26 protein-coding genes are annotated in these 24,164 nt (G+C 47.7%); 14 read left to right on the forward strand and 12 right to left on the reverse strand.

Going from position 1 to position 24,164, the window contains the following annotated elements; genetic code table 11:
- Window positions 1-82 precede the first annotated feature (82 nt).
- The gene (mog, locus tag ICN25_RS06200) at window positions 83-706 is read right to left on the reverse strand and encodes a molybdopterin adenylyltransferase (protein ID WP_216180205.1); all 624 of its coding nucleotides are present in this window, start codon (window positions 704-706) and stop codon (window positions 83-85) included.
- A gap of 26 nt (window positions 707-732) precedes the next feature.
- Here mog and pmbA point away from each other — a divergent pair, with 26 nt between their 5' ends.
- Together pmbA and ICN25_RS06210 are read left to right on the forward strand one after the other, a co-directional pair.
- Window positions 733-2,079, forward strand: coding sequence for a metalloprotease PmbA (gene pmbA, locus ICN25_RS06205; RefSeq protein ID WP_216180208.1), 1,347 nt, complete (start codon window positions 733-735; stop codon window positions 2,077-2,079).
- Between the two features lie 17 nt (window positions 2,080-2,096).
- The gene (locus tag ICN25_RS06210; RefSeq protein ID WP_216180211.1) at window positions 2,097-3,179 is read left to right on the forward strand and encodes a TRAP transporter substrate-binding protein; all 1,083 of its coding nucleotides are present in this window, start codon (window positions 2,097-2,099) and stop codon (window positions 3,177-3,179) included.
- Window positions 3,180-3,253: 74 nt separating this feature from the next.
- Here the strand turns inward: ICN25_RS06210 and ICN25_RS06215 are convergent, their stop codons facing one another.
- Genes ICN25_RS06215 through fdxA form a run of 4 tightly spaced genes read right to left on the reverse strand, consistent with a single transcriptional unit; the run spans window position 3,254 to window position 5,967 of the window.
- Window positions 3,254-3,751 (reverse strand): dihydrofolate reductase, encoded by a 498-nt coding sequence (locus ICN25_RS06215; protein ID WP_216180214.1) that lies wholly within the window; start codon window positions 3,749-3,751, stop codon window positions 3,254-3,256.
- Window positions 3,752-3,765: 14 nt separating this feature from the next.
- Complete coding sequence (locus tag ICN25_RS06220; protein ID WP_216180217.1) at window positions 3,766-4,560, reverse strand: thymidylate synthase; 795 nt, start codon at window positions 4,558-4,560, stop codon at window positions 3,766-3,768.
- Window positions 4,561-4,598: 38 nt separating this feature from the next.
- Window positions 4,599-5,642: an NAD(P)/FAD-dependent oxidoreductase gene (locus ICN25_RS06225; RefSeq protein WP_216180220.1), complete on the reverse strand. Its 1,044-nt coding sequence runs from the start codon at window positions 5,640-5,642 to the stop codon at window positions 4,599-4,601.
- 1 nt (window position 5,643) lies between these two features.
- Window positions 5,644-5,967 carry a ferredoxin FdxA gene (gene fdxA, locus ICN25_RS06230; protein WP_041485149.1) on the reverse strand — a complete coding sequence of 108 codons (324 nt, stop codon included), beginning with the start codon at window positions 5,965-5,967 and terminating at the stop codon, window positions 5,644-5,646.
- A gap of 119 nt (window positions 5,968-6,086) precedes the next feature.
- Here fdxA and ICN25_RS06235 point away from each other — a divergent pair, with 119 nt between their 5' ends.
- On the forward strand, window positions 6,087-7,112 hold the full coding sequence (locus ICN25_RS06235; protein WP_216180228.1) for a D-glycerate dehydrogenase: 1,026 nt from the start codon (window positions 6,087-6,089) through the stop codon (window positions 7,110-7,112).
- Window positions 7,113-7,138: 26 nt separating this feature from the next.
- On the opposite strand, the gene ICN25_RS06240 is transcribed toward ICN25_RS06235, so the two are convergent.
- From ICN25_RS06240 to ICN25_RS06260, 5 genes are all read right to left on the reverse strand, one after another.
- Entirely contained in the window at window positions 7,139-7,432 is a 294-nt protein-coding gene (locus ICN25_RS06240; protein ID WP_015421612.1) for a hypothetical protein, read from the reverse strand.
- Window positions 7,433-7,443: 11 nt separating this feature from the next.
- The gene (gene glp, locus ICN25_RS06245) at window positions 7,444-8,754 is read right to left on the reverse strand and encodes a gephyrin-like molybdotransferase Glp (protein ID WP_216182137.1); all 1,311 of its coding nucleotides are present in this window, start codon (window positions 8,752-8,754) and stop codon (window positions 7,444-7,446) included.
- 8 nt (window positions 8,755-8,762) lie between these two features.
- Complete coding sequence (mobA, locus tag ICN25_RS06250) at window positions 8,763-9,368, reverse strand: molybdenum cofactor guanylyltransferase MobA (protein WP_216180231.1); 606 nt, start codon at window positions 9,366-9,368, stop codon at window positions 8,763-8,765.
- Complete coding sequence (gene moaA, locus ICN25_RS06255) at window positions 9,368-10,480, reverse strand: GTP 3',8-cyclase MoaA (RefSeq protein ID WP_216180234.1); 1,113 nt, start codon at window positions 10,478-10,480, stop codon at window positions 9,368-9,370. Before moaA ends, mobA begins: the two co-directional genes overlap by 1 nt.
- An 82-nt stretch (window positions 10,481-10,562) precedes the next feature.
- Window positions 10,563-13,199: an Rne/Rng family ribonuclease gene (locus tag ICN25_RS06260; protein ID WP_216180237.1), complete on the reverse strand. Its 2,637-nt coding sequence runs from the start codon at window positions 13,197-13,199 to the stop codon at window positions 10,563-10,565.
- Window positions 13,200-13,659: 460 nt separating this feature from the next.
- Here ICN25_RS06260 and ICN25_RS06265 point away from each other — a divergent pair, with 460 nt between their 5' ends.
- The 3 genes from ICN25_RS06265 to ICN25_RS06275 are packed head-to-tail and all read left to right on the forward strand — an operon-like array spanning window position 13,660 to window position 16,340.
- A complete protein-coding gene (locus ICN25_RS06265) occupies window positions 13,660-14,679 on the forward strand; it encodes an RluA family pseudouridine synthase (RefSeq protein WP_216180240.1) in 1,020 nt (339 codons plus the stop codon).
- Complete coding sequence (locus ICN25_RS06270; RefSeq protein ID WP_216180243.1) at window positions 14,672-15,358, forward strand: HAD-IIIA family hydrolase; 687 nt, start codon at window positions 14,672-14,674, stop codon at window positions 15,356-15,358. The genes ICN25_RS06265 and ICN25_RS06270 overlap by 8 nt, the downstream gene beginning before the upstream one ends.
- A 22-nt stretch (window positions 15,359-15,380) precedes the next feature.
- Window positions 15,381-16,340, forward strand: coding sequence for a S49 family peptidase (locus tag ICN25_RS06275; protein WP_216180246.1), 960 nt, complete (start codon window positions 15,381-15,383; stop codon window positions 16,338-16,340).
- Between the two features lie 35 nt (window positions 16,341-16,375).
- Here ICN25_RS06275 and ICN25_RS06280 read toward each other — a convergent pair whose 3' ends face one another.
- Together ICN25_RS06280 and ICN25_RS06285 are read right to left on the reverse strand one after the other, a co-directional pair.
- Window positions 16,376-17,149 carry an SAM-dependent methyltransferase gene (locus ICN25_RS06280; protein WP_216180249.1) on the reverse strand — a complete coding sequence of 258 codons (774 nt, stop codon included), beginning with the start codon at window positions 17,147-17,149 and terminating at the stop codon, window positions 16,376-16,378.
- 25 nt (window positions 17,150-17,174) lie between these two features.
- Window positions 17,175-17,798 (reverse strand): Maf family nucleotide pyrophosphatase, encoded by a 624-nt coding sequence (locus ICN25_RS06285; RefSeq protein ID WP_370624706.1) that lies wholly within the window; start codon window positions 17,796-17,798, stop codon window positions 17,175-17,177.
- Window positions 17,799-17,811: 13 nt separating this feature from the next.
- Here ICN25_RS06285 and ICN25_RS06290 point away from each other — a divergent pair, with 13 nt between their 5' ends.
- From ICN25_RS06290 to fabF, 8 genes are all read left to right on the forward strand, one after another.
- Window positions 17,812-18,390 carry a DUF177 domain-containing protein gene (locus ICN25_RS06290; protein WP_216180252.1) on the forward strand — a complete coding sequence of 193 codons (579 nt, stop codon included), beginning with the start codon at window positions 17,812-17,814 and terminating at the stop codon, window positions 18,388-18,390.
- A gap of 105 nt (window positions 18,391-18,495) precedes the next feature.
- Entirely contained in the window at window positions 18,496-18,675 is a 180-nt protein-coding gene (gene rpmF, locus ICN25_RS06295; protein ID WP_011902241.1) for a 50S ribosomal protein L32, read from the forward strand.
- An 84-nt stretch (window positions 18,676-18,759) separates the two neighbouring features.
- Window positions 18,760-19,770 carry a phosphate acyltransferase PlsX gene (gene plsX, locus ICN25_RS06300; RefSeq protein ID WP_215375149.1) on the forward strand — a complete coding sequence of 337 codons (1,011 nt, stop codon included), beginning with the start codon at window positions 18,760-18,762 and terminating at the stop codon, window positions 19,768-19,770.
- Window positions 19,771-19,772: 2 nt separating this feature from the next.
- The gene (locus tag ICN25_RS06305) at window positions 19,773-20,759 is read left to right on the forward strand and encodes a beta-ketoacyl-ACP synthase III (RefSeq protein ID WP_215333594.1); all 987 of its coding nucleotides are present in this window, start codon (window positions 19,773-19,775) and stop codon (window positions 20,757-20,759) included.
- A 41-nt stretch (window positions 20,760-20,800) separates the two neighbouring features.
- Window positions 20,801-21,736, forward strand: a complete 936-nt coding sequence (gene fabD, locus ICN25_RS06310; RefSeq protein ID WP_216180255.1) for an ACP S-malonyltransferase — start codon at window positions 20,801-20,803, stop codon at window positions 21,734-21,736.
- 42 nt (window positions 21,737-21,778) lie between these two features.
- Window positions 21,779-22,522 (forward strand): 3-oxoacyl-ACP reductase FabG, encoded by a 744-nt coding sequence (gene fabG, locus ICN25_RS06315; protein WP_216180258.1) that lies wholly within the window; start codon window positions 21,779-21,781, stop codon window positions 22,520-22,522.
- 103 nt (window positions 22,523-22,625) lie between these two features.
- A complete protein-coding gene (gene acpP, locus ICN25_RS06320) occupies window positions 22,626-22,865 on the forward strand; it encodes an acyl carrier protein (protein ID WP_015421596.1) in 240 nt (79 codons plus the stop codon).
- 28 nt (window positions 22,866-22,893) lie between these two features.
- Window positions 22,894-24,141 (forward strand): beta-ketoacyl-ACP synthase II, encoded by a 1,248-nt coding sequence (gene fabF / locus ICN25_RS06325; protein ID WP_216180261.1) that lies wholly within the window; start codon window positions 22,894-22,896, stop codon window positions 24,139-24,141.
- The last annotated feature ends 23 nt before the right edge of the window (window positions 24,142-24,164 follow it).

Genomic DNA, 24,164 nt, shown 5'->3' on the forward strand with positions numbered 1-24,164 from the left:
GTGGCATTTAAAAGTGCGCAACGAGTAATAAAAAAGGGTCTATTTAATAGACCCTTTTGCTTTCCCAAAATGACCGCTCGCCTTATTTCTTAATGGCACTCTTGGGTCTAAAAGCCTTGACGATAGATTCATCTGTCTCGATATAGGGGCCACCGATCAAGTCGATGCAGTAGGGGACGGCGGCAAAGATACCGGGAACAATGGATTTACCTTCGGCATCCTTTAATCCTTCGAGTGTTTCTTTGATAGATTTAGGTTGACCTGGCAGGTTGATGACCAGGGCAGCGTGACCATCGATTTCTCGTAAAACAGCTGTTTGACGGGACAAAATCGCTGTAGGTACAAAGCGTAGGCTAATTTGGCGCATTTGCTCGCCAAATCCGGGCATTTCGCGGGTTCCAGCATCCATTGTGGCCTCAGGTGTCACATCTCTACGAGAAGGTCCTGTACCGCCTGTGGTGAGGACTAAATCACAGCCGAGATCGTCAGTCAGCTCCACGATTGTTTCGGTAATGATCTCCCGTTCATCGGCAATAAGGCGCTCATGAAAGACGCAGGGGGTGCTGATAGCGGTTTGTAGCCACATTTGCAGGGCAGGGATACCCTCGTCGGTGTAGACGCCCTTGCTCGCTCTGTCGGAGATCGAGATTAGGCCGATTTTGACTTCGTTTGGGGAGGATCTTTTCCAGGCTTCGGTATGCTTCATGTTTCTATTCTAGCTATTATTAGGGCATGTTTACATACTCATCAAATCAGTTTCAAGAAATCATTGATTTCATGCTCACGGAAGCCAAAAGGCGGGGTGCCTCGGATGCTGTTGCGGAGGTTTCAGAGGGGCAAGGTCTTTCGGTTACGGTTCGCAAAGGCGAGGTTGAAACCATTGAACAAAGCCTGGATAAGCAAGTTGGCGTCACTGTCTTTTTGGGTCATCGTCGCGGTAACGCCAGTACCAGTGATTTCTCTAAGGATTCCTTAAAGGCGACAGTTGAGGCTGCGTACCATATTGCCCAGCATACAGCCGAAGATCTGTGCGCCGGCCCTGCTGAAAAAGAGCTTCTTGAAAAACATCCGCGTGACCTAGATTTATTTCATCCATGGGATTTAGATTCGGCAACAGCAATTGATATTGCGCGTACCGCCGAGGGCGCTGCCTTTGCAGTTAGCAAACAAATTAAAAACAGCGATGGTGCTTCGGTATCGGCACATCATGCGCATTTCATGATGGGGACAAGTCACGGGTTTATGGGCGGCTACCCGTTCTCACGCCACTATATTTCTTGTGCACCGATTGCAAATGAAGGCGGTAAGAAGTCACTTATGCAAAGAGATGACTGGTATTCCAGTTCGCGTATCCCTGAAGAGTTGGCTGATCCCGCTGCGATTGGCAAGTACGCAGCAGAGCGTGCACTCTCACGTCTTAAGGCGAGGTCATTAACTACTCGACGCTGTCCAGTGATCTTTGAAGCGCCCTTAGCAGCTGGTCTACTGGGTGGATTGGTGCAGGCGGTATCCGGGGGCGCTTTGTATCGTCGCTCCAGTTTTTTATTGGATAGCTTAGGCAAACAAGTCTTACCAAAGCACGTTAGCCTTTTTGAAAATCCTCATCTGAAGTCGATGACAGGTAGTGCACCTTTTGATGAAGAGGGTGTAAAGACAAGCGCAAGGACGGTAGTCGATAAGGGCATATTGCAAGGTTATTTCTTATCCACTTACTCTGCCAGAAAACTCGGTATGAAGACCACCGGTAATGCCGGAGGCTCTCATCATTTGACATTGCAAAGTCGCAAGACGCCTAAGGGTGGATTGCCTGCACTCCTTAAAGAGATGGGTACAGGTTTGCTGGTTACTGAGCTCATGGGACAGGGCGTGAACTATGTCACCGGTGATTACTCTCGTGGCGCTTTTGGTTACTGGGTAGAGAACGGTGAGATTCAATACCCGGTAGAAGGAATTACGATTGCGAGCAACTTGCGCGATATGCTGATGGATATTCAGATGATTGGCAGCGATTCATTAATCCGCGGAACCAAGGAAACGGGTTCTATTCTGATTGGATCGATGACTGTTGGCGGTAAATAATTTTGGAGGAGAAGAAAATGCAAAGACGTTCCTTTTTAAAGAAAGCCACTATCGGCGCGGGTGCAGCAGCATTAGCTGCCCCATCCATTGCACAGAGCTTGCCAACCCTCAATTGGCGTTTGGTCTCGAGCTTCCCAAAATCATTAGATACTTTGTATGGCACCCCAGAGGTATTTGCCAATGCTTTGCGTAAAGCCACTGATGGCAAGTTCAATGTCAAAGTGTTTGCCGCTGGTGAAGTGGTCCCAGCATTGCAAGTATTGGATGCCGTGCAAAACGGGACGGTGGAATGCGGTCATACCGCTAGTTATTACTACTTAGGCAAGAACAGTGCATTTATTTTTGATACGGCCGCGCCATTTGGTATGACAGCGCGCCAGCAATCTGCCTGGATGTTGCATGGCAATGGCATGAAGTTGATGCGTGAGCTCTATGCCAGTTACAACATTGTGAACTTCTTGGGTGGACAAACTGGAACTCAGATGGGTGGCTGGTTCCGTAAAGAGATTAAGTCTCCAGAGGATCTCAAGGGACTTAAATTCCGTATCGCTGGTTTTGCCGGACAAGTTCTTGCGAAGTTAGGTGTAGTGCCCCAACAGTTACCTGCTGGTGAAATTTATTCAGCCCTAGAAAAAGGCACGATTGATGCCGCTGAATTTGTGGGTCCTTACGATGATGAGAAATTAGGTTTAGCTAAAGTAGCTAAAAATTATTACTACCCTGCATTTTGGGAAGGGGCAGCTGGCCTCTCATTCTTGGTAAATAAAAAGCAGTGGGATTCATTGCCACCCGCATACCAGGCAGCATGGCAGGCAGCATGTTTTGAGGCTCACACTGATATGTGCGCCAAGTACGATGCCTTGAATCCACCGGCATTACAACGCCTTGTTCAAGGTGGCGCAGTATTGCGTAAGTTCAACACCTCAGTAATGGATGCCTGCTTTAAGGCTAGCCAAGAAACCTATGCCGAGGAGTCTGCCAAGAATCCTCAGTTCAAGAAAATATTTGAAGACTATCGAGCCTTCAGAAATATGGAAGCGCAATGGTTTAACGTGGCTGAGCAAGCATTTGCGCAATACAGTTTTGCTAAGAAGCTGTGATCCTATAAGTGCAATCAGTAGATTAGAAAAGGGCCCCTCAGGGCCCTTTATCTTTTGAAGTGCAGCCCGTCTAATTACTTGCGTTCGAGCGTAATAAAGTTAAAGGTGATTTCACCTTCAGAGGCTGGGGTACGCTCAACCTCTTTCCATTCGGATTGGTTTGGAACTTCAAAGAAAGTATCACCACCGTCTACATCGATATCAATCTCGGTGATGTAAAGGCGATCCGCCTTAGGAAAAGCTTGAGTAAAGAGTTGCTCCCCACCAATCACAAATACGCGGGGGAATTCATTCAAGGTGGCGAGTGCCGCATCGAGTGAGTTAACTACTTCCGCGCCAGTCAACTTGAGATCGGCATTGCGACTTACAACGATATTGCGACGTCCAGGAAGCGGGCGACCAATCGATTCCCAAGTTTTGCGACCCATGATGACGGGGTGGCCCATTGTTACTTTTTTGAAGAACTGCAAATCAGCAGAAATTTTCCAAGGCATTTGATTGTCGCGGCCAATCACGTGATTACGTGAACGGGCAACAATCATTGAGATAGCGGGGTGCTTAGCTGCAGTCATGGGGATCTAATTTCTTAAACAGCTACAGGAGCTTTAATGGCGGGATGGGATTCGTAGCCGGCGATTTCAAAGTCTTCGAATTCATAATCAAAGATGGAGTCTGGCTTGCGCAGGATGTTGAGCTTAGGCAACGGGAAGAAGTCTCTAGATAGCTGAAGATCAACTTGCTCTAAGTGGTTACTGTAGAGATGACAGTCGCCACCAGTCCACACAAAGTCACCCACTTCTAAATTGCACTGCTGAGCCATCATGTGGGTCAGTAGAGCGTAGCTAGCAATATTGAAAGGTACGCCCAAAAAGATATCCGCACTACGTTGATAAAGTTGGCAAGATAATTTTCCATCAGCAACATAGAACTGAAAGAAGGCATGGCAAGGTGCTAAAGCCATACGAGGAATATCAGCTACGTTCCAAGCGGAAACAATAATGCGACGAGAGTCTGGATTCTTTTTAAGGGTCTCTACAACTTCAGCGATTTGGTCAATATGCTCACCATTAGGTGCAGGCCATGAACGCCACTGGTAACCATAAATTGGACCCAAGTCACCATCAGGTGCTGCCCATTCATTCCAAATGGAAACACCACGCTCTTTGAGCCAGTTGTTATCGGTGCTACCTTTGAGGAACCAGAGCAGTTCCAAGATGATGGACTTGAGATGGAGCTTCTTAGTGGTGACCATCGGAAAGCCTTCGGCCAGATTAAAGCGCATCTGGTGGCCGAAGATAGAGATCGTTCCGGTTCCGGTTCTATCGGATTTTTGGACGCCCTTTTCGAGGACTTCCTTCATGAGATTGTGATATTGACGCATAGGTGTATTCAGCTAAATGATTCAGTGATATTAAGAGCTTACTCGAATGTTGGCGGGCTCACCCCAAGCGCTTTATGCAGCTTTGGGGAGGTGGTGGTGTACTGGAGTTGAATCTGCTTTTCAGGGGCTAGATAAGCTGCTGCAGCAAAGGCTGCCAAGGCTGCCTCATGAAAGCCTGACAGAATCAGCTTTTTCTTGCCTGGATAGATGTTGATATCGCCAACGGCATAAATACCGGGCGTACTGGTCTGAAAGCAGGCGGTATCCACAGCAATTTGTTTGCGATCGATATCGAGACCCCAGTCGGCAATTGGACCCAATTTAGGTGAGAGGCCATAAAACAGTAAGAGGGCATCTAAGGCAATGTTTTGTACTTCACCATCAATATCGGTGACGGCAATGTCAGTGAGTTTGTCATTGGAGGATTCAAGGCCGGTAATTTGCCCAATGATGAGTTGCATCTTGCCGGCCTCGCAAAGCGCGCGCATCTTAGTGATAGATTGAGGCGCTGCTTTGAATTCATCTCTGCGGTGAATGAGTGTCACGCTTGCCGCTTGATCAACAAAATGTAATGCCCAGTCCAGGGCAGAATCTCCACCACCACAAATCACCACACGCTTACCTACAAATTGCTCAGGATTTCTGACGCGATAGAAAACTTGTTTATCTACAAATGCCTCAATGCCATCCAGATTGAGAGTGCGCGGCTGAAATGCGCCAACGCCAGCAGCAATAAAAATAGCCTTGCTCAAAAATTGTTGATCCTGGGATGTGCAAATCAAAAAGCGCCCATCAGCCTGCTTCTCAAGAGTGGAAACCTCTTGATTTAGGTGGAACTGTGGCTTGAATGGCTCAATTTGTTTGAGTAGGTTGCTAACGAGCTCTCGACCAGTGCAAACCGGAATCGCCGGAATGTCATAGATTGGTTTGTCTGGATAGAGCTCGATACATTGACCGCCTACCTCAGGCAGGGAGTCAATGACATGCGCTTTAATTTCTAGGAGACCAAGCTCGAAGACTTGGAAGAGCCCCACCGGACCGGCGCCAATAATGACTGCATCGGTTTCAATGGGGGAGTGCAATTTACTTTACCAGTTGGTCAAGTTTGTTTTTAACGTCTTTCCACTCTTCAGCTTCTGGTAATGCAGCTTTAGATTTGGTAATGGATGTCCATGAAGGTGACAACTCAGCATTTAATTTTATGAATGCCTGTTGATCTCCTGGCACATCATCTTCAGCATAAATCGCATTGACTGGGCACTCAGGTACGCAGACTGCGCAATCAATACATTCGTCAGGATCGATAACTAAAAAGTTAGGACCTTCGCGAAAACAATCGACTGGACAGACATCAACGCAATCAGTGTATTTGCAACGGATACAGGCTTCGGTAACAACGTAAGTCATGATGGGTAACAGGTGAGGAGTCCAAATCAATGGACTGCCAAGTTATAAAACCTCAATTTTAGCCGAATCAGCCTATTTTTCAGGCAAAAGCATCAATTTACTTGAGGTAAAGTCACGCTATGAACACACCAGCCAATACCTCTACAAACACCTCCAAACCGAAGATTTTGGTCGCAAGGGCGATATTTCCTGAGGCTCTAGCCAAATTAGAGGAATCCTATGAGGTTCACTCTAACCAGTCTGACAAGATTTTGACCCCAGAAGAGCTTCAAAAGGCACTTTCAGTGGTGGAGGGGGCTTTGGTTGCTGGTAGCGAGAGAATCGATGCAGTGGCCTTAGCTCAGGCCAAGAATTTGAAAGTGGTTGCCAATATTTCTGTCGGTTACAACAATTTTGATGTCCCAGCGATTACTGCTGCTGGTGTCATGGCTACTAATACCCCTGATGTTCTTACGGATACCACTGCGGATTTTGGCTTTGCATTATTGATGGCCACTGCAAGGCGTATTACGGAATCGGAGCATTGGGTGCGAGCCGGTAAGTGGGATCAATGGTCAATTGTGAATAACCCATTGGGCATGGATTTGCATCACAGCACCGTTGGCATTATTGGTATGGGTCGCATTGGACAAGGAATTGCGAAACGCGCTTTAGGTTTTGGGATGAAAGTGATTTATCACAACCGCAGCCATCTCTCCGTTGCTGATGAAAAATCCTGTGGTGCAACTTATGTTTCAAAAGAAGAATTACTCCGCACTGCTGATCATGTGGTGTTGGTGCTACCTTACACCGCACAAAATCATCATACGATTGGTGCAGCAGAAATTGCGATGATGAAACCGTCTGCAACCCTGATTAACATTGCCCGTGGCGGTATTGTGGATGATGTGGCTTTGGCACAAGCATTGCAAAGCGGCAAGATCTTTGCGGCTGGCTTAGATGTTTTTGAAGGTGAACCTCAAGTGCATCCAGAGTTACTCAAGTGCAGCAATATTGTTTTGGCTCCGCATATTGCGAGCGCTACAGAAAAAACGCGTAGAGCGATGGTAGATCTCGCAGTAGAAAATTTACGAGCAGCGCTTGATGGAAAAAAACCACCAAGCTTAATTAATGCTGAAGTACTAGAGGGTAAAAGTCAGACTTAAGAAATGAAACGAAGTCGACTGAATAATTAGTCGGCTTCGATTTCTTCTGGAAGCTCGCGAAGAGCAAGTTCAATTCCGCCAAATTTTCCTGCTACCCAGTTGTAAACCTTGCAGGCAATCCAAAGCAAAGCAAAACCCAGTAAGGCATTGAGGATCAGTGCGGAGAGAACGGTAAATCCAGGAATGGCACCGTCACGAATGAAGGCTACAAACAAAGCCAACAACACAATCGGTACAGAGAAGCAGAGGTAAACCAAAACCAGGGTTTTGGCGGTATGCATTGGATCTACGAAGGCAATTTCTTTTTTGGTGAGTTTCATGAGGTGCAATCTTAAAGCAGTCCGTCGAAAAGCGCCACATCTACCCAGTCACCAGCGGCAACATTTCCTTGGTCGTGGGGCAGTATGACAAAGCAATTTGCCTCACTCATAGATCGCAAAATTCCAGCACCTTGGCTACCAGTCAGCTTGACTGTGGGCTTTCCATCTGGGCCGCGCCCCACAATAGCGCGCTGAAACTCTGTCCGACCAGGCTTTTTCCGAATCGGTGCCTCGGCAATTGCTTGAGTCATTGGCGGCTCGGTCTGGCTTGCGCCATTCAGTTGCAATAAAGCGGAGCGGACAAATTGGTAGAAGGTCACCATGACTGCAACTGGATTCCCAGGCAAACCAAAGAAGAGGGTTTTGCGCTTAGACCCATCAACTGGCTTGAGCATTCCAAAGGCCATGGGGCGACCTGGGCGCATAGCAATTTTCCAAAATCCTACATCACCCAACTCTTGCATGATTTGCTTTGTAAAGTCCACTTCACCGACTGAGACTCCGCCAGAAGAAATTAGGACATCTGCTTTAGAGGCGGCATCTATGAAGGCGGCTTTCAGTGAGGTGGGATCATCGCGCACAATTCCGCAGTCCATGATTTCTAAATTAAGGCGATTGAGTAGACCGGTCAGGCTATAGCGATTGCTGTCATAGATACTGCCGACATCGAGGCTCTGTCCAAGAGGGCGCAATTCATCTCCAGAGGAAAGAATGGCAACCTTGAGTTTGCGATGGACTTTGAGAGTCGCAATACCCAGTGATGCAGCTAGACCAAGATCGGATGGTCGTAATAAACGACCGGCTGCAATAGCAGCTTTTCCGCTTTGTAAATCTTCACCACGTAAGCGACGATTCTCTCCGCGCTTCACTTGGTTTTGCTTGAAACTGACAACGGATTCATTTGCAGATTCAGTAAATTCTTGAGGGATTACCGTATCGCAGTCATCAGGCATGAGTGCACCAGTCATGATTTTGATGCATTCATCCGAACCAATAGCGCCCTCATAAGGTTTGCCAGCATAGGCCGTGCCGACGATCTTCAGGGCGACTATATTTTCATCGACTCCTAAGCAATCGCCATTAAAGGCAAAGCCATCCATAGCTGAGTTATCAGCGGCGGGGACATCAATCGGGGAAAGTAAGTCTTCTGCCAAAATGCGGTTGATCGCTTGATCCAACGTGACCGACTCAATATCGCTCGCGTTGTTCAACTTACGAGACTCATGAATCAATTCATTAACGAGACCGGCGATTGCCTTACGCGCTTCATCCACATGGAGAGAGGCAGTCAGAAGAATGGGGCTGTTGGGAGAGTGCTTCATTAAATCCGTCATGATGATACTTTTTCTAGGGCAGCTAACTCTTCAGGTGTATTGACGTTGGCAAATGCTTGCGGGTTTTCAAATACCACGGTGCCAGAGCGTAACTCTTTAAACCAGCGGTCAATCTTTAAGTCGCCTTTACTTAAAAAGGTATTCAAAGAATCCTGCAAGCTGCTTTTCATTAAACAGAAAACGGGTTGTGACCAAACCTTTCCATCGGCCTCTTTAGAGGAGGCAAAGACGAGTTCTAAATTATTGTCTTCCAGCTCGGCTGACATTGTTTTGGCAAGATCAGTTGGTAATAAAGGCGAGTCACAAGGTGATGTTAGTAAGTAGGGTGTTTTGCAATGCTTCAGGCCGACCGAGAATCCAGCTAATGGGCCAGAGAAATCTGGAGTTTCGTCCATGAGTACTGGATAGCCATAGTGCGAATACTTTGTAATGCTGCGGTTGGCATTAATCAAAATAGTACTGACCTGGGGCTTGAGTCGGCTAATAGCAGATTCAATGAGGGGTTTGCCATGAAAAGGTATTAAGCCCTTATCAATCCCACCCATTCTTTGGGCGCGGCCGCCTGCCAAAATGAGGCCAGTAATTTGTGCTGAAGTAATCATTAGCCGCCGATGTAAGACATCTCTACCTTGCGCGAGGATTTTGATCCAGCGGTATTGGACCCCCGAATTTCCGAATAGTGATCATTGCGTCCGGACCATGTGGACATGATGGCGTTGGCAATTTCTAAATCACTTCTATCGGAACGTAATAGCGTTTTGAAATCAAAACCTTCATTTGCAAATAGGCAGAGATACATCTGCCCATCTGTGGAGATGCGCGCACGGGTGCATTCATGACAGAAAGTTTGCGTCACGCTAGAGATAAAGCCAATTTCTCCTGAGCCATCTACATAGCGCCAACGTTGAGCAACTTCGCCAGGATAGTTAGCTTCAATGGGTTCAATTGGAAAAACTGCATTAATGCGATTGGCGACTTCTTGGGAAGGGAGTACTTGTGACATATCCCAGCCGTTAGAGCTACCCACATCCATGAACTCAATAAAGCGTAGCGTCACACCGCTACCTTTAAAGTGCTTGGCCATGCCAATAATCTCTTGATCGTTCGTACCCTTCTTAACAACCATATTGACTTTAAGATTAGTGAAGCCCGCTTCTTGAGCCGCAGCAATTCCGTCGAGCACATCCGTAACAGGGAAGTCGACATCATTCATTTTCTTGAAGATTTCATCGTTCAGCCCATCAAGACTAATAGTCAGGCGCTGCAAGCCTGCCGCTTTTAATGCAGCCGCCTTCTTGCGCAAAATACTGCCATTGGTAGTGAGTGTTAAATCAAGGGGTTGATTTGCCGTAGTGCGAATCTTGGCGAGCATCTCAATCAGTACTTCGAGATTTTTACGTAGCAAAGGCTCACCGCCCGTGAGGCGAATTTTTTCCACGCCTAGAGAAGCAAAGATATTCGTTAAGCGTGTGATCTCTTCAAAGCTGAGTAATTCATTATGAGAGAGGTAGGGATAGTCTTTGTCGAAGATTTCCTTAGGCATGCAATAGGTGCAGCGGAAATTGCATCGATCCGTTACGGAGATTCGTAAATCACGTAGGGGGCGTCCCCGAGTATCTTTGGTTGAAGTATTGGCGGCAACAAGCTGTCCAGGAATGGACGGCGTCAGGCCTTTGCCTTCATCTATACGTATGGGGATGACTTTTTCAACCATGTCTAATTATGGCTGTGAAACGGTGTTTCTGCCAAACTGCCAAATATCCTTGTGGGATAAATAGCAGTCTGGAGAAATTGGATTAAACCGTTTTTTCTTGGCCGCCGGTTTCAACTAAAACCATTGGACCATTTTGCAAGCTAACTGGAGCTTTAGGAGTTCTGCCCATAGGCAAAACTTCTGGCTCAGCTTTGATTTGCGATTGCGCTTCTTGATGCTTGCTTGAGTCTGTAGCTACCCAAACCATGCCAGCAGATTGAACTACGCTATGCAATGGAGTTTCCTCAAGCGCCTGGAAGGCAACCTTAGGAAGCTCAGGCATCGGCTTTGCAATTACCTCAATAGCTGGCGCTGGCTTAGCTACTGCCTGTGGGGCAGGAGCTGCGGCAGCGTTATCAGGGCGATTGCTTTGACGTGGTGCACGTTGCTCTCTCGGTGCGCGGGGTGCGCGCTCTTTTACTTCGTTAGAGGCTACAGGCGCAACAGTATTTCCAAAGCTTTGAGCAATATTCTGAATCGGCATTGAAGCAGATGCTCCTGCCATTCCTACTGGTGGGCCTGAGAATGAAGTTGCTATTGCAACAACAGAAGCAATTGCTGCATCACCGTTGGACTCAGTGCGCTCGCCACGTTGACCGCGGCCACGACCACGACGGTTGCGACCACGACCACGACGCTCTTCGCCATCCGCGCTTGGTGCTGTATCAGTACCGGGAGCAGCCTCAGTAGCTGGAGTTACCGCAGCTTGATTTTCTGGTTTTGGATTTTGATTATTTTGATTACGATTGCCATTGCGGTTACGACCGTCTTGACGACCTCTACCTGAACCTGCTTCGCGTGGAGCATTTCCACCTTCAGTGCTTGCTGCACCTTCGGTTGGACGCTCAGCGCGATCGTTACGTTCGCCGCGACGACCGCGATTGCGGTTATTGCCATTGCGATTGTTTTGATTGCGACCGCGTGGTGCGCTAGGAGCAGGCTTTACTTCTGGCGCAGGCGCTGAAGAGAATAGGCTCTTAATAAATCCGAAGAATCCACCAGTGCTTGCAGTTTCAGTGCTCGCTTTTTCAGAGCGTGCAGGACGTGGCTGACTTACTGGTGCTGGTGCATTTGGCGTAATACCTTTAACGGCAGCTTCAGGACGAACTTTAACGTCGGCATCTTTACGACTTACTGCAGTATCGGTCTCGAGTTCAGCAGCAGCTTCTTCAGCCATTACATAACTCGCTTTTTGATCATCAAGACGTGGATCGTCATGACGTAAACGCTCAAGTTTGTAATGAGGCGTTTCTAAATGCTTGTTTGGAATCATCAAGACATTAACTTTGAAGCGTGTCTCAATCTTGATGACTTCAGCACGCTTCTCATTTAGCAAGAATGCAGCCACTTCGACTGGAACTTGACTATGAATAGCGGCAGTGTTTTCTTTCATTGCTTCTTCTTGGATGATGCGCAAGACTTGCAATGCAGAAGATTCGGTATCACGGATATGGCCTGTGCCATTACAACGTGGGCAGGTTACGTGGCTACCTTCAGAGAGGGCAGGGCGTAAACGCTGGCGCGACATCTCCATCAAGCCAAACTTGGAGATCTTGCCCATTTGAACGCGAGCACGGTCATGACGCAGAGCGTCGCGTAAGCGATTCTCAACATCCTTCTGAGCTTTGCTCGATTCCATATCAATGAAGTCGATCACGATCAAGCCACCCAAGTCACGTAAACGTGCTTGACGGGCGATTTCATCGGCAGCTTCTAAGTTGGTGCGAGTAGCAGTCTCTTCAATGTCAGAGCCGCGGGTTGCACGTGCAGAGTTAACGTCAACTGAAACCAAAGCTTCAGTGTGGTCAATCACAATCGCGCCGCCTGAAGGCAATGGCACGGTACGTGAGTAAGCAGTTTCAATCTGATGCTCGATTTGGAAGCGGGAGAACAATGGAACATCGTCCTGATAACGCTTCACTCTAGGTAAGTTATCTGGCATTACTACAGACATAAAGGCTGCAGCTTGCTCGTAGATGTCGTCCGTATCGATGAGGATCTCGCCGATATCTGGTTGGAAGTAATCGCGAATCGCACGAATCACTAGGCTGGATTCGAGGTAGATCAATAATGGTGCTGAGTTGCCTTTAGCGGCTTCATCAATCGCTGTCCACAACTGCATGAGATAACTTAAATCCCATTGCAATTCAGTAGCGTCGCGACCAATACCGGCTGTACGAGCAATGATGCTCATGCCATCTGGTACTTGTAATTGGGACATTGCTTCACGGAGTTCTTGACGATCTTCGCCTTCAATGCGACGAGAAACGCCGCCTCCACGTGGGTTATTTGGCATTAATACCAAATAGCGACCTGCTAGAGAGACAAAAGAGGTGAGGGCAGCGCCTTTTTGGCCGCGCTCTTCTTTTTCTACCTGAACAATGATTTCTTGACCTTCGCGTAAGGCTTCTTTAATAGAGGCATTACGGACATCAATACCCTCTTTAAAGTAGGTACGGGCAACTTCTTTAAATGGCAGGAAGCCATGGCGTTCTTCGCCGTAATTTACAAAGCAAGCTTCGAGCGATGGCTCAATGCGGGTAATAACACCTTTGTAAATATTGCCTTTGCGTTGTTCACGACCGGCAGCTTCGATATCGATATCGATGAGTTTTTGACCATCGACGATGGCAACTCGCAACTCTTCTTGTTGAGTTGCATTAAATAACATGCGTTTCATAACACTCTCCTATTGGGAGTGCGTCGTTGCGCGCTGCGTTAGGGTTCAGTTAGATACCGCTTGGGGCATAGCCCATTGGCGGTTTTGGAGTGTGGATCAAGCAAATCCAGGCATTTATTGCCTAGTACACCAAGTTCAATGTTGTTAAACCGGTGCCACACTTGACGATCGCCGCAGAGACCTCCTTTAGGTCATCAATGCAGGCGCGCGCCTGAAAACTGTCTTCTAATCGCGGGTCGCGGCATACGGCACACCAACCCTGCGCCTCATTACAACGGGGGAGGGGCAACCCCGGGAGTCTATTAAGGGCGACTCCAAGCTCCACGATTCCAACCTGAATCAGGTCAGTCTCGGGCCAATAAATTGGCTAGAGCGTTGATTATACGGCACAAGTTGAACGACAATGGGGTATTGTTGAGTCCCTTGTCGACCCCTGTCGAGGCGACAAGAGAGATAAATCATGAAATCCGAACCCATTTCCAAGCCTTCACAGGTAAAAACCACCGCTCCGGCTGCCGTTCATCTCCAGACTATTGGTCCGGAAGAGGCCGGCCAGCGCTTGGATAACTACCTCTTGCGCTGGGCTAAAGGGGTTCCCAAAAGCCACGTTTACCGGATTATTCGCTCTGGCGAAGTCCGGGTGAACAAGAAAAGAGCCGAGCCAACTACGCGTTTAATTGAGGGGGATGTGGTTCGAGTTCCTCCGGTTCGGATCGCTGAGCCCGCCCAAATGGCGGCAGTCAATACCGCTCAAACCAAGTCTCGGGCCCAGGGATATTCCGACAAAATGCCGATTTTGTATGAGGATGAGGCGCTATTAATAGTGAATAAGCCGGCAGGTTTGGCAGTTCATGGTGGTTCTGGTATCGCCCTGGGTGTAATTGAGACTCTGCGCATTACCCGTCCAGAGCTCAAATTCTTAGAATTGGTTCATCGTTTAGATCGAGATACCTCGGGCGTCCTACTCTTGGCTAAAAAGCGTAGTGCTCTAGTGGAATTGCATCGCCAGATCCGCGAAGGTCAAACAGACAAGCGTTACTACTTGCTAGCCCATGGAGAAATTGCTCAGAGTGCTGGCACGATGCAACTGAAGTTTGCATTACATAAATACTTATTGGCTAATGGTGAGCGCCGTGTTCGCGTTGATCCAGATGGCCTACCAAGCCATACTGCTTTGCGTGTTACGAAAGTGATGAAGCGCGGAGAGCTAGCCATTACCTTGGCTGAGGCTCAGTTGAAAACCGGGCGTACCCACCAAATCCGCGTACATCTCCAAAAACTAGGCCACTCGATTTTGGGTGATGATAAGTACGGCTTTGAAGATCAAGACAAGATTGTCAAATCTAAACGCCTGTATCTACATGCTCATTTGGCTGGCTTTACTCATCCACGTACTGGCGAGAAAATGCGTATCGAATCACCACTACCCGCTGAATTTACAGCGATGATGAAAACCTTTGAAGTGCCCAACAATGCCTGAAGAGCAAAAACCCGATAGACGTTACGACCTGATTGTGTGGGATTGGGATGGAACCATCATAGATTCCACGCCGACGATCGTGAACTGTATTCAGCAGGCGTGTCGTGATTTAGGTTTCAAGGAACCAGATGACACTTTGGCTAGCTCTGTCATCGGCTTGGGTATTCAAGATTCACTCAGAAGAGCGGTGCCGTGGATTGAGCCTGCACATTTCCCAAAATTGACTGAACGTTTTCGTTATCACTACCTCGCTAAGGATCACGAGCTTGATCTATTTCCAGGTATTCGTGAGCTACTTCACAGTTTGCGTGAGGATGGCTATCTTTTAGGCGTTGCCACAGGTAAATCTCGCGTTGGATTGGATCGATCTTTAAAGCACCACCAGCTAGAGCAGATGTTCCATGAAACACGCACTGCGGATGAATCCTTCTCTAAACCCCACCCTGGAATGCTTCTAGAGCTTTCGGATGTCATGCAAGTGCCGATGCGCCGTATGTTGATGGTTGGCGATACCACCCATGATTTAGATATGGCTGCAAATGCTGGTGTTGATGCGGTAGCGGTAACTTATGGGGCGCACCCACCGAGTACTTTAAAAGAGGCGCCATCACTGATTCATGTGGATGATGTCTCGCAGTTAGGTCAATGGCTTAGCGACAATCTCACAATTAAAAATTAGTTAGTCATTAAGGATTAAAAAGATGGATCAGAATCAATCCGAGAGCGCCAATCAAAATTGGGAACGTCAAGCTCTCGAGCATTTATTGCTTGAGAATTTAAAAGAGACTCGCAAGGCCCGCCGCTGGAAAGCGGTGTTTCGTATTCTCACTCTGATCGTCTTTGTTGGCGTAGTGATATCAGTTTTTGATTTCCATCTACCGGGGCGCGGGATGGGAATGGAGAAGCACACGGCTTTAGTCACGCTAGAGGGTGAGATTTCTTCAAGCTCGATGGCCAATGCATTGGATATCAATTCATCTTTAACAGCTGCTTTTGAAAATGTAAATAGTGCGGGCGTAGTTTTGCGCATCAATAGTCCTGGGGGTTCTCCGGTTCAGGCGGGCATGATGAATGACGAGATTCATCGCTTACGCAAACTCTATCCAAGTAAACCGTTTTATGTCGTCGTGGAAGATATCTGCGCTTCAGGTGGTTACTACGTTGCTGTTGCAGGCGACCAAATTTTGGTTGATAAGGCTAGCTTAGTGGGATCTATCGGCGTGATCATGGAGGGCTTTGGTTTCACTGGCCTGATGGATAAATTGGGTGTGACTCGTCGCATGATTACTGCGGGCTCAAACAAGGGAATGATGGATCCGTTCTCTAAAGAAAATCCACAACAAGTGGAAATGATTAAAACCATGATCGATGAGATTCATCAGCAATTTATTGCGGTGGTTAAAGCAGGTCGTGGCGATCGCTTAAAAGAAACTCCAGAAATGTTCTCAGGCCGCGTTTGGAATGGCGAGCAGGCAATCAAAATTGGTTTAGTGGATGGCTATGGAACAGTAGAGACTGTAGCGCGCGATATCTTTAAAGCGCCGGATATCCTGGACTACACCATGAAAGAGAATTTCGCTGAACGTGTTGCTAAACGTTTTGGGGCTGAGGTGGGTTCTGCAGCAGGCAAGGCCTTAATTAAAACTCCTGATCTAAAGTAAAAAACGATAGATCAACGAGGTAGCAAACAAAACACCTAGGCCAGCAATAGAAATACTGCTGGCCTATTTTGTAATGAAGCGCAGGCAGCCTCATTGGGGAAGCGCTTACGCCAATCTGCAATCGAAAGCGTTGTAATGGTTTCAGTTGGAAGGCTGAGATCCATGCCAAGACACAGCAATGATTGTGGTGATAGTGCGCTTAGGCAGGCCATCAGCATCGCAGTATTGCGATACGGCGTCTCAATCCAAATTTGCGTCTGTTGTAATTTTCTAGACTCCACTTCTAACTGTTTCAGTCGTGCAATGCGATCTTGCGCATCATGAGGAACGTAGCCTTGAAATGCAAAGCGCTGACCATTCAAACCGCTCGCCATCAGACCTAACAAAATCGAGCTTGGTCCAACCAAGGGCTTTACTTTAGCGCCTAGCTTGTGTGCTGCTAGCACGAGCTCGGCACCGGGATCCGCAACACCGGGAACACCTGCCTCTGACATGAGTCCCATGTCTTTACCAGCGATGAGAGGCTTGAGTAAATCCATTGGTTTAACGGCATCACCGTACTTAGCATTGCGCGCAACGCCACGCCACTCACTCATTTGCATTTCTTGAATGGTGCAGGCTAAAGGTGAAACGCTATCGACTGCTTTTAAAAAAGCACGTGCTGTTTTTGCATCCTCAACAATCCAGTTGGTGAGCTTGGCGGTTTGGGCGATGGTTTCACTTGGCAAGACCCAAGGTAATTGCTCAACTCGAGAATCATCACCCAAAGTATTGGGAATTAAAAAGAGGGTACCTAGTGTCGAACTCATGTAGTTGCTTAACTTTATGTTTGTTTTATTTCTTGGCTGGAATAACAAAGCCAGCTTCACGTAAGAGGCCGCTCAGCGCAATTAATGGCAAGCCAATTAATGCAGTGGGATCATCACTCTTGATGGATTCTAGGAGTGAAATTCCTAAGCCTTCAGACTTGGCGCTACCAGCGCAGTCGTAGGGTTCTTCGGCATGGAGGTATGCCTCTAGAACATCATCCGATAGTTTGCGAAAGGTAACTTCCGTAGGAATATTGATGGTTGTTTCGACATCGCCATGCATCAGACATAGCGCTGTTTGAAAAGTCACTGTCGCACCGCGCATGAGTTGTAGTTGCGCCATTGCACGCTCAAAGTTTCCTGGTTTACCGATAGCGGCTCCACAAAGGTCGGCTACTTGATCAGAGCCAATGACCCAAGCTTCAGGGTGATCTTTTGCAACTGCGGCAGCCTTGGCTTTTGCTAGGCGCAGGGCTAAATCTAAAGTGCTTTCACCGGGTAAGGGGGTTTCATCCACTTTGGGTGAGATGACATCAAAAGGGATGCGCAGGCGCTCTAAGAGCTCTCGACGATAGACCGAGGTGGATGCCAGAATTAGTTTTTTTGCAGAATTACTCATCACTACTTGTACTTTCGCTGAAGCCTTCATTTAGACTGATGTCATGAATCGTAATCAAGTTTTACCTCAAGTTGAGCTCTCCACTGATCCCAAGGCTTTGAGTCGGATCGATTTTTGTGCCCCCCAGTCCTATCAAGGGTCTGGCTTTTTGGAGATTTCAGCCTTGCCAAGGGTGGCTGAGGAGGCCTCCAGTATCGAGCCGGGCGATGGTTTCCATTGGCAGGTAAAGACCCATTTTGCCGATTCTCCGGGTTCTGAGCCCCGGCAAATTCTGGAATTAGCCATAAAAGGCCGTATTCACCTGGTTTGTCAGAGTTGTTTGCAGGACTGCGGCCTAGATTTGGCTCAAGAGAGTCGATTTGTCATGGTGGCCTCTGAGGAGGAAGCGGATGCCTTCCCAATGGAGGATGATCAACAAGAGCCCTTGGTAGCAAGCCAGCACTTCGACCTTTTGGGGTTAATTGAGGACGAAATTCTCCTGTCTATGCCCTTAATTCCAAAGCATCCAGAGGGTACTTGCAAACCACATGCCTCTTCATTCGGGGAGGGCGAGGAGGCTGCAGATGCCGCTGAAAAGCCCCAAAATCCCTTTAACATATTGAAAAATATGAAGAAAAATTGATTAGACCTCTCGTATTGGGAGTGGCTTTTCAAACCCGTTTTATCAATTAATCAAGCATTTAGCGCAATTTTCATGCTAGAATGTCGCCTTGCTTAGGAGTTCAATATGGCCGTCCAACAGAATAAAAAATCCCCATCCAAACGTGGCATGCACCGTGCGCACGACTTTTTGACCGCACCTGCTACGGCTGTTGAAGCCACAACTGGTGAGGCTCATTTGCGCCACCACATTTCACCAAACGGCTACTACCGTGGCCGTAAAGTTGTTAAAACCAAAAACGACTAATTCTTTAGTCTAAAAAGATAGAAGCGGCTCCAATAAAAGCCGCTTTTTTCTTGGATAAAACCACTTGCAGCAATACATGATTTTATGAGCGTCACTCTTGCTATCGATGCCATGGGCGGAGATCACGGAGCAGTTGTCACGGTTCCCGCTTGTTGTGATTTTCTCGAAAAACATGCTGATGTGAAGATTGCATTAGTTGGCAATCCGGAAGTGCTCAAACAAGCTTTGAGTAAATTTCCAAAAGCGCCAATTGAGCGCATACAAATTATTCCCGCCAGTGAAGTTGTCTTAATGGATGATCCCATTGAGGTGGCATTGCGTCGTAAAAAAGATTCTTCCATGCGCGTTGCTATCGAGCAGGTGAAAGAAGGTCTGGCTGACGCGATCATCTCTTCTGGCAATACGGGCGCCTTAATGGCAATCTCCCGCTACATTCTCAAAACACTTGATGGTGTTGATCGTCCTGCAATTGCTACTGCGATCCCTAACGAAAAAGGGCGTGGTACCACCATGCTGGATCTTGGTGCCAACGCGGATTGTGAACCAATGCACTTGGTGCAATTTGCACAAATGGCTAACGTGATGGTTCAGGTAGTAGACGGGACACAAAACCCTTCAATTGGCCTCCTCAATATCGGTGAAGAAGTGATTAAAGGGAATGAAGTGGTTAAGCAGACGAGTGAGCTGCTGCGCCAAACCAACTTAAACTTTTACGGTAACGTAGAAGGTAATGATATTTTTAAAGGCACAACGGATATCGTAGTGTGTGACGGCTTTGTTGGTAACGTAGTCCTCAAGGCAAGCGAAGGCTTGGCGAAGATGATGAGCGGCTTGATCAAAGAAGAATTCAATCGATCATGGCTTACTAAGCTGATGGCGATTTGCGCCATGGTGCCATTGTTGCGTGTACGCAAGCGCGTGGATCATCGTCGTTACAATGGTGCAGTACTCTTAGGTTTGCGCGGTTGTGTGATTAAGAGCCATGGCTCGGCAGATCGGTTTGCCTTTGGTTTTGCGCTTGATCGCGCATATGAAGCAGCAAAAAATCGCATGGTGGAGCGTATCGCTCAAGCTTTTGTGGCGGAGACAAAATAATCATGAGTACTTATTCACGGATAGCAGGCACCGGAAGTTATCTTCCGGAGCAACGTCTAAGCAATCAAGATCTAGTTGAGCGTTTAGCAAAGATTGGTCTTGAGACTAGTGATGAATGGATTGTGACTCGCAGCGGCATTTCTGCTCGTCACTTTGCTGCAGAGAATCAACTTACCAGTGACTTAGCAGTTAAAGCCGCTGAGGCTGCATTAGAGGCGGCTGGCTGTACTTCAGAAGATCTTGATCTGATTATTTTGGCAACATCTACACCGGATCATTTAGGTGGCTTTCCAAGCACTGCTTGCGTAGTGCAGGATAAGTTGGGTGCTCATACCAATTGCGCAGCATTTGATGTCCAGGCAGTATGTGCCGGCTTTACTTATGCTCTCGCGATTGCGGATGCATTTATTCGTACAGGCACTTATAAGAAAGTTTTAGTTCTCGGTGCAGAAACCTTTTCCCGTATTTTGGATTTCCAAGATCGCACTACTTCTGTTTTATTTGGTGATGGTGCTGGGGCAGTGGTTCTCGAAGCCTCGAAAGAGCCTGGCATTTTGGCTACTGCCTTGCATGCTGATGGCAGTCAACGCGACATCCTCTGTGTTCCAGGACGTGCAAAGCAGGGTGGCGTAGAAGGCTCTGCGTACTTAACTATGGATGGACCTGCGGTATTTAAGCTGGCCGTTAAGGTGCTTGAGCAAGTTGCTCATGAAGCTCTAGAAAAAGCCAATCTCAAACCAGAGCAAATTGATTGGTTGGTGCCACACCAAGCTAACATTCGTATCATGGAGAGCACAGCTCGCAAGATGGGTATGTCGATGGATAAAGTGATTGTGACTGTGCATGAGCACGGCAATACTTCTGCTGCATCTATTCCGCTTGCATTGGATGTCGGCGTGCGCTCTGGTCAAATTCAACGCGGCCAACACCTCTTGTTAGAGGGTGTGGGTGGTGGCTTTGCTTGGGGTGCAGCAGCAATTAAGTACTAAGCAAAAAATACATTAATAACCATTCTTCAGCGATTATTCCTATGACATTTGCATTTGTATTTCCTGGCCAAGGCTCCCAATCAGTTGGGATGCTTAACTCCATTGCTGATCGCCCAGAAGTTCGTGCGACTTTGCAGGAAGCCTCAGAGGCTTTGGGCGAAGATGTTGCAAAACTTATTGCTGAAGGTCCTGCCGAAGCATTGTCTTTAACGACCAATACACAACCCGTGATGTTGACTGCCGCAATTGCGTTTTATCGCGCTTGGTTGGCCTCTGGTGGTGCGGTTCCTCAGATGATGGCTGGTCACAGTTTGGGTGAATACTCTGCTTTAGTTGCTGCTGGCGTAATCTCATTTAAAGATGCAGTTCCTTTGGTGCGCTTTCGTGCTGAAGCGATGCAGTCGGCTGTACCAGTTGGTACTGGCGGTATGGCTGCAATCTTAGGTTTAGATGATGCAATTGTGAAGACGGTTTGTGCTGAAGCTGCTGCAGCCTCTGGTGGTGTAGTAGAGGCAGTGAACTTCAATGCGCCAGGACAAGTAGTGATTGCGGGTGGAAGCGATGCGGTGACTAAGGCCTGTGAATTACTCAAGGCAGCTGGCGCAAAACGTGCTCTGCCATTGCCGGTATCTGCACCATTTCATTCATCATTGCTGCAGCCTGCTTCTGAAAAACTCAAAGGCTACTTAGCGGATATTGAATTTAAGGTCCCCACTATTTCTGTAGTCAATAACGTTGATGTCAATGTTTTGAATGATCCAGCAGCTATTAAAGATGCCTTAGTGCGTCAAGCCGCCAAACCTGTACGTTGGCAAGAGACTATTAATGCTATGGCTCAGCAGGGCATCACTCAAGTAGTGGAATGTGGCCCTGGCAAGGTATTAGCTGGACTGACTAAGCGTATTAATGAGAATGTTGTTGGCATTCCTATTTTTGATGAAGCTAGTCTCACTGAAGCCTTGGCTACAGTAAAGTAAAAACATAAATAAGAAATAACAAAGAAACAACGGAAGACAAATATGAATCTCGACTTAAGCGGACAAATTGCATTGGTAACCGGCGCATCACGCGGTATTGGTCAAGCCATTGCGGATGAGTTGGTGAAATGTGGCGCCAAGGTAATTGGTACGGCCACTTCTGAGGATGGTGCCAAGGCTATCAATGCACGTTTACAAGCGAGCGGTGGTCGTGGTGAAGTATTGAATGTGACTGACCCAAAGGCTTGTGAGGACATCATTGAATTGATCGTCAAGGATTTTGGCGGCATCAATATTTTGGTGAATAACGCAGGTATCACCCGCGATAACCTAGCTATGCGCATGAAAACAGATGAGTGGACCGATGTGATCGACACCAACTTAAGTGCTGTTTTCCGCTTGTCACAGGCGGTAATGCGCCCAATGATGAAGGCGCGCGCTGGCCGCATTATCAATATCACCTCGATCGTTGGCCATATGGGCAACCCTGGACAGGCTAATTACGCAGCTGCTAAATCAGGCGTTTCAGGTATGACCCGCGCTTTAGCCCGCGAAATCGGTAGCCGCAATATCACCGTGAACTGTGTGGCGCCCGGATTTATTGATACCGATATGACCCGCGCTTTGAGCGAAGAACAGCAAAATAGCCTAAAAGCGAACATTCCCTTGGCTCGTCTGGGTAGTCCAGAGGATGTGGCCCAGGCAGTGGCGTTTTTGGCATCCCCGGCAGCTGGGTACATTACGGGTAATACCTTACATGTCAATGGCGGCCTGTATTTAGCCTAAAAATAAAGCAGAAATTTGATCATTTTTTGGCGGAATTGCTAATTCGGTCTGCCAAGCTGATAAAATTCTTTTCATCGTTTTTTTACAACCCTTGGGGGAATTAATGGATAACATCGAACAACGCGTTAAGAAGATCGTCGCTGAGCAATTGGGCGTCGCAGAAGCAGATATCAAGAATGAATCTTCTTTTGTGAACGACTTGGGCGCAGACTCTCTTGACACTGTTGAATTGGTAATGGCTTTGGAAGATGAATTCGGAATTGAAATTCCGGATGAAGAAGCTGAAAAAATTACTACTGTTCAGCTCGCTATCGATTTTGCTCAGTCAAAAGCTCAGGGTTAATTCCCGAGCTTAGTTAAAAGCTATTACTGTGTCAGCATCAAATGGCCGTCGCCGGGTTGTTGTTACCGGCTTAGGCCTTATTTCACCAGTTGGTAACTCGGTTGATGTAGCTTGGTCTAATTTGCTCGCGGGCAAATCAGGCATCGCTACCATCACTAAGTTTGACCATACTCCGCTGAGCGTGCATTTCGCCGGCGAGGTGAAAGATTTCAATGTCGAAGAATATGTTTCTGCCAAAGAGGCGCGCCATATGGATACCTTTATCCATTATGGTATCGCTGCTGGTACGCAAGCAATTCGCGATAGCGGTTTACAGGTAACCGAAGAGAACGCCGAGCGCGTTGGTGTCATGGTTGGTTCAGGTATCGGTGGTTTGCCGATGATTGAAGAGACTGGCGCTGAGTTGCTCGCTCGCGGTCCTCGTCGCATCTCCCCATTCTTTGTGCCAGGCTCAATCATTAATATGATTTCTGGCCACCTCAGCATCTTGTTTGGTCTCAAAGGTCCAAACGTGGCTGCGGTGACCGCCTGCACCACAGGTTTGCATAGCATTGGATTGGCTGCACGCTTAATTCAGTACGGTGATGCCGATGTGATGGTTGCTGGTGGTGCTGAATCTACGATTTCTGCATTAGGTGTTGGTGGCTTTGCTTCAGCTCGTGCACTATCTACTCGTAATGATGACCCTGCAACAGCTTCACGCCCATGGGACAGAGACCGTGATGGTTTCGTTCTAGGTGAGGGTGCTGGTGTTGTTGTTCTGGAAGAGTATGAGCACGCTAAAGCACGTGGCGCGAAAATCTACTGTGAGCTCTTAGGCTTCGGTATGAGTGGTGATGCGTATCACATGACTGCCCCAAATATGGACGGCCCACGTCGTTGCATGCTCAACGCAATGCGCGATGCTGGTTTAAACGCCGATCAGATTCAATACATTAACGCGCACGGTACCTCGACACCTTTGGGTGATAAGAACGAGACTGCCGCTATCAAGGCTGCTCTTGGCGATCACGCTAAGAAGACGCTGATTAACTCTACTAAGTCGATGACTGGCCACCTTTTAGGCGGTGCGGGCGGTTTGGAATCTGTCTTTACTATTCTGGCGTTACATAACCAGAAGTCTCCACCAACAATCAACATCTTCAATCAAGATCCAGAGTGCGATTTGGACTACTGCGCCAATACTGCTCGTGACGTGAAGATCGACCATGCCGTCAAAAACAACTTTGGCTTTGGGGGTACTAACGGTACCTTGATTTTTGGCAAACTGACCTAATATTCTTACTAGGTTATTTCCTT

The organism is Polynucleobacter sp. 80A-SIGWE (assembly GCF_018882295.1).
Taxonomy (GTDB): Bacteria; Pseudomonadota; Gammaproteobacteria; order Burkholderiales; family Burkholderiaceae; genus Polynucleobacter.

Excerpts from the sequence above, each read along its gene's own strand:
- plsX (WP_215375149.1), top strand. The coding sequence starts at position 18,760 with ATGAGCGTCACTCTTGCTATCGATGCCATGGGCGGAGATCACGGAGCA.
- acpP (WP_015421596.1), top strand. The coding sequence starts at position 22,626 with ATGGATAACATCGAACAACGCGTTAAGAAGATCGTCGCTGAGCAATTG.
- moaA (WP_216180234.1), bottom strand. The coding sequence starts at position 10,480 with ATGGTTGAAAAAGTCATCCCCATACGTATAGATGAAGGCAAAGGCCTG.
- ICN25_RS06260 (WP_216180237.1), bottom strand. The coding sequence starts at position 13,199 with ATGAAACGCATGTTATTTAATGCAACTCAACAAGAAGAGTTGCGAGTT.
- ICN25_RS06240 (WP_015421612.1), bottom strand. The coding sequence starts at position 7,432 with ATGAAACTCACCAAAAAAGAAATTGCCTTCGTAGATCCAATGCATACC.
- ICN25_RS06285 (WP_370624706.1), bottom strand. The coding sequence starts at position 17,798 with ATGAAGGCTTCAGCGAAAGTACAAGTAGTGATGAGTAATTCTGCAAAA.
- fabD (WP_216180255.1), top strand. The coding sequence starts at position 20,801 with ATGACATTTGCATTTGTATTTCCTGGCCAAGGCTCCCAATCAGTTGGG.
- ICN25_RS06220 (WP_216180217.1), bottom strand. The coding sequence starts at position 4,560 with ATGCGTCAATATCACAATCTCATGAAGGAAGTCCTCGAAAAGGGCGTC.
- ICN25_RS06280 (WP_216180249.1), bottom strand. The coding sequence starts at position 17,149 with ATGAGTTCGACACTAGGTACCCTCTTTTTAATTCCCAATACTTTGGGT.
- ICN25_RS06305 (WP_215333594.1), top strand. The coding sequence starts at position 19,773 with ATGAGTACTTATTCACGGATAGCAGGCACCGGAAGTTATCTTCCGGAG.
- rpmF (WP_011902241.1), top strand. The coding sequence starts at position 18,496 with ATGGCCGTCCAACAGAATAAAAAATCCCCATCCAAACGTGGCATGCAC.
- fabG (WP_216180258.1), top strand. The coding sequence starts at position 21,779 with ATGAATCTCGACTTAAGCGGACAAATTGCATTGGTAACCGGCGCATCA.
- fdxA (WP_041485149.1), bottom strand. The coding sequence starts at position 5,967 with ATGACTTACGTTGTTACCGAAGCCTGTATCCGTTGCAAATACACTGAT.
- glp (WP_216182137.1), bottom strand. The coding sequence starts at position 8,754 with ATGAAGCACTCTCCCAACAGCCCCATTCTTCTGACTGCCTCTCTCCAT.
- ICN25_RS06215 (WP_216180214.1), bottom strand. The coding sequence starts at position 3,751 with ATGACTGCAGCTAAGCACCCCGCTATCTCAATGATTGTTGCCCGTTCA.
- ICN25_RS06275 (WP_216180246.1), top strand. The coding sequence starts at position 15,381 with ATGGATCAGAATCAATCCGAGAGCGCCAATCAAAATTGGGAACGTCAA.
- pmbA (WP_216180208.1), top strand. The coding sequence starts at position 733 with ATGTTTACATACTCATCAAATCAGTTTCAAGAAATCATTGATTTCATG.
- ICN25_RS06235 (WP_216180228.1), top strand. The coding sequence starts at position 6,087 with ATGAACACACCAGCCAATACCTCTACAAACACCTCCAAACCGAAGATT.
- ICN25_RS06210 (WP_216180211.1), top strand. The coding sequence starts at position 2,097 with ATGCAAAGACGTTCCTTTTTAAAGAAAGCCACTATCGGCGCGGGTGCA.
- ICN25_RS06265 (WP_216180240.1), top strand. The coding sequence starts at position 13,660 with ATGAAATCCGAACCCATTTCCAAGCCTTCACAGGTAAAAACCACCGCT.
- mog (WP_216180205.1), bottom strand. The coding sequence starts at position 706 with ATGAAGCATACCGAAGCCTGGAAAAGATCCTCCCCAAACGAAGTCAAA.
- ICN25_RS06290 (WP_216180252.1), top strand. The coding sequence starts at position 17,812 with ATGAATCGTAATCAAGTTTTACCTCAAGTTGAGCTCTCCACTGATCCC.
- ICN25_RS06270 (WP_216180243.1), top strand. The coding sequence starts at position 14,672 with ATGCCTGAAGAGCAAAAACCCGATAGACGTTACGACCTGATTGTGTGG.
- mobA (WP_216180231.1), bottom strand. The coding sequence starts at position 9,368 with ATGATTACTTCAGCACAAATTACTGGCCTCATTTTGGCAGGCGGCCGC.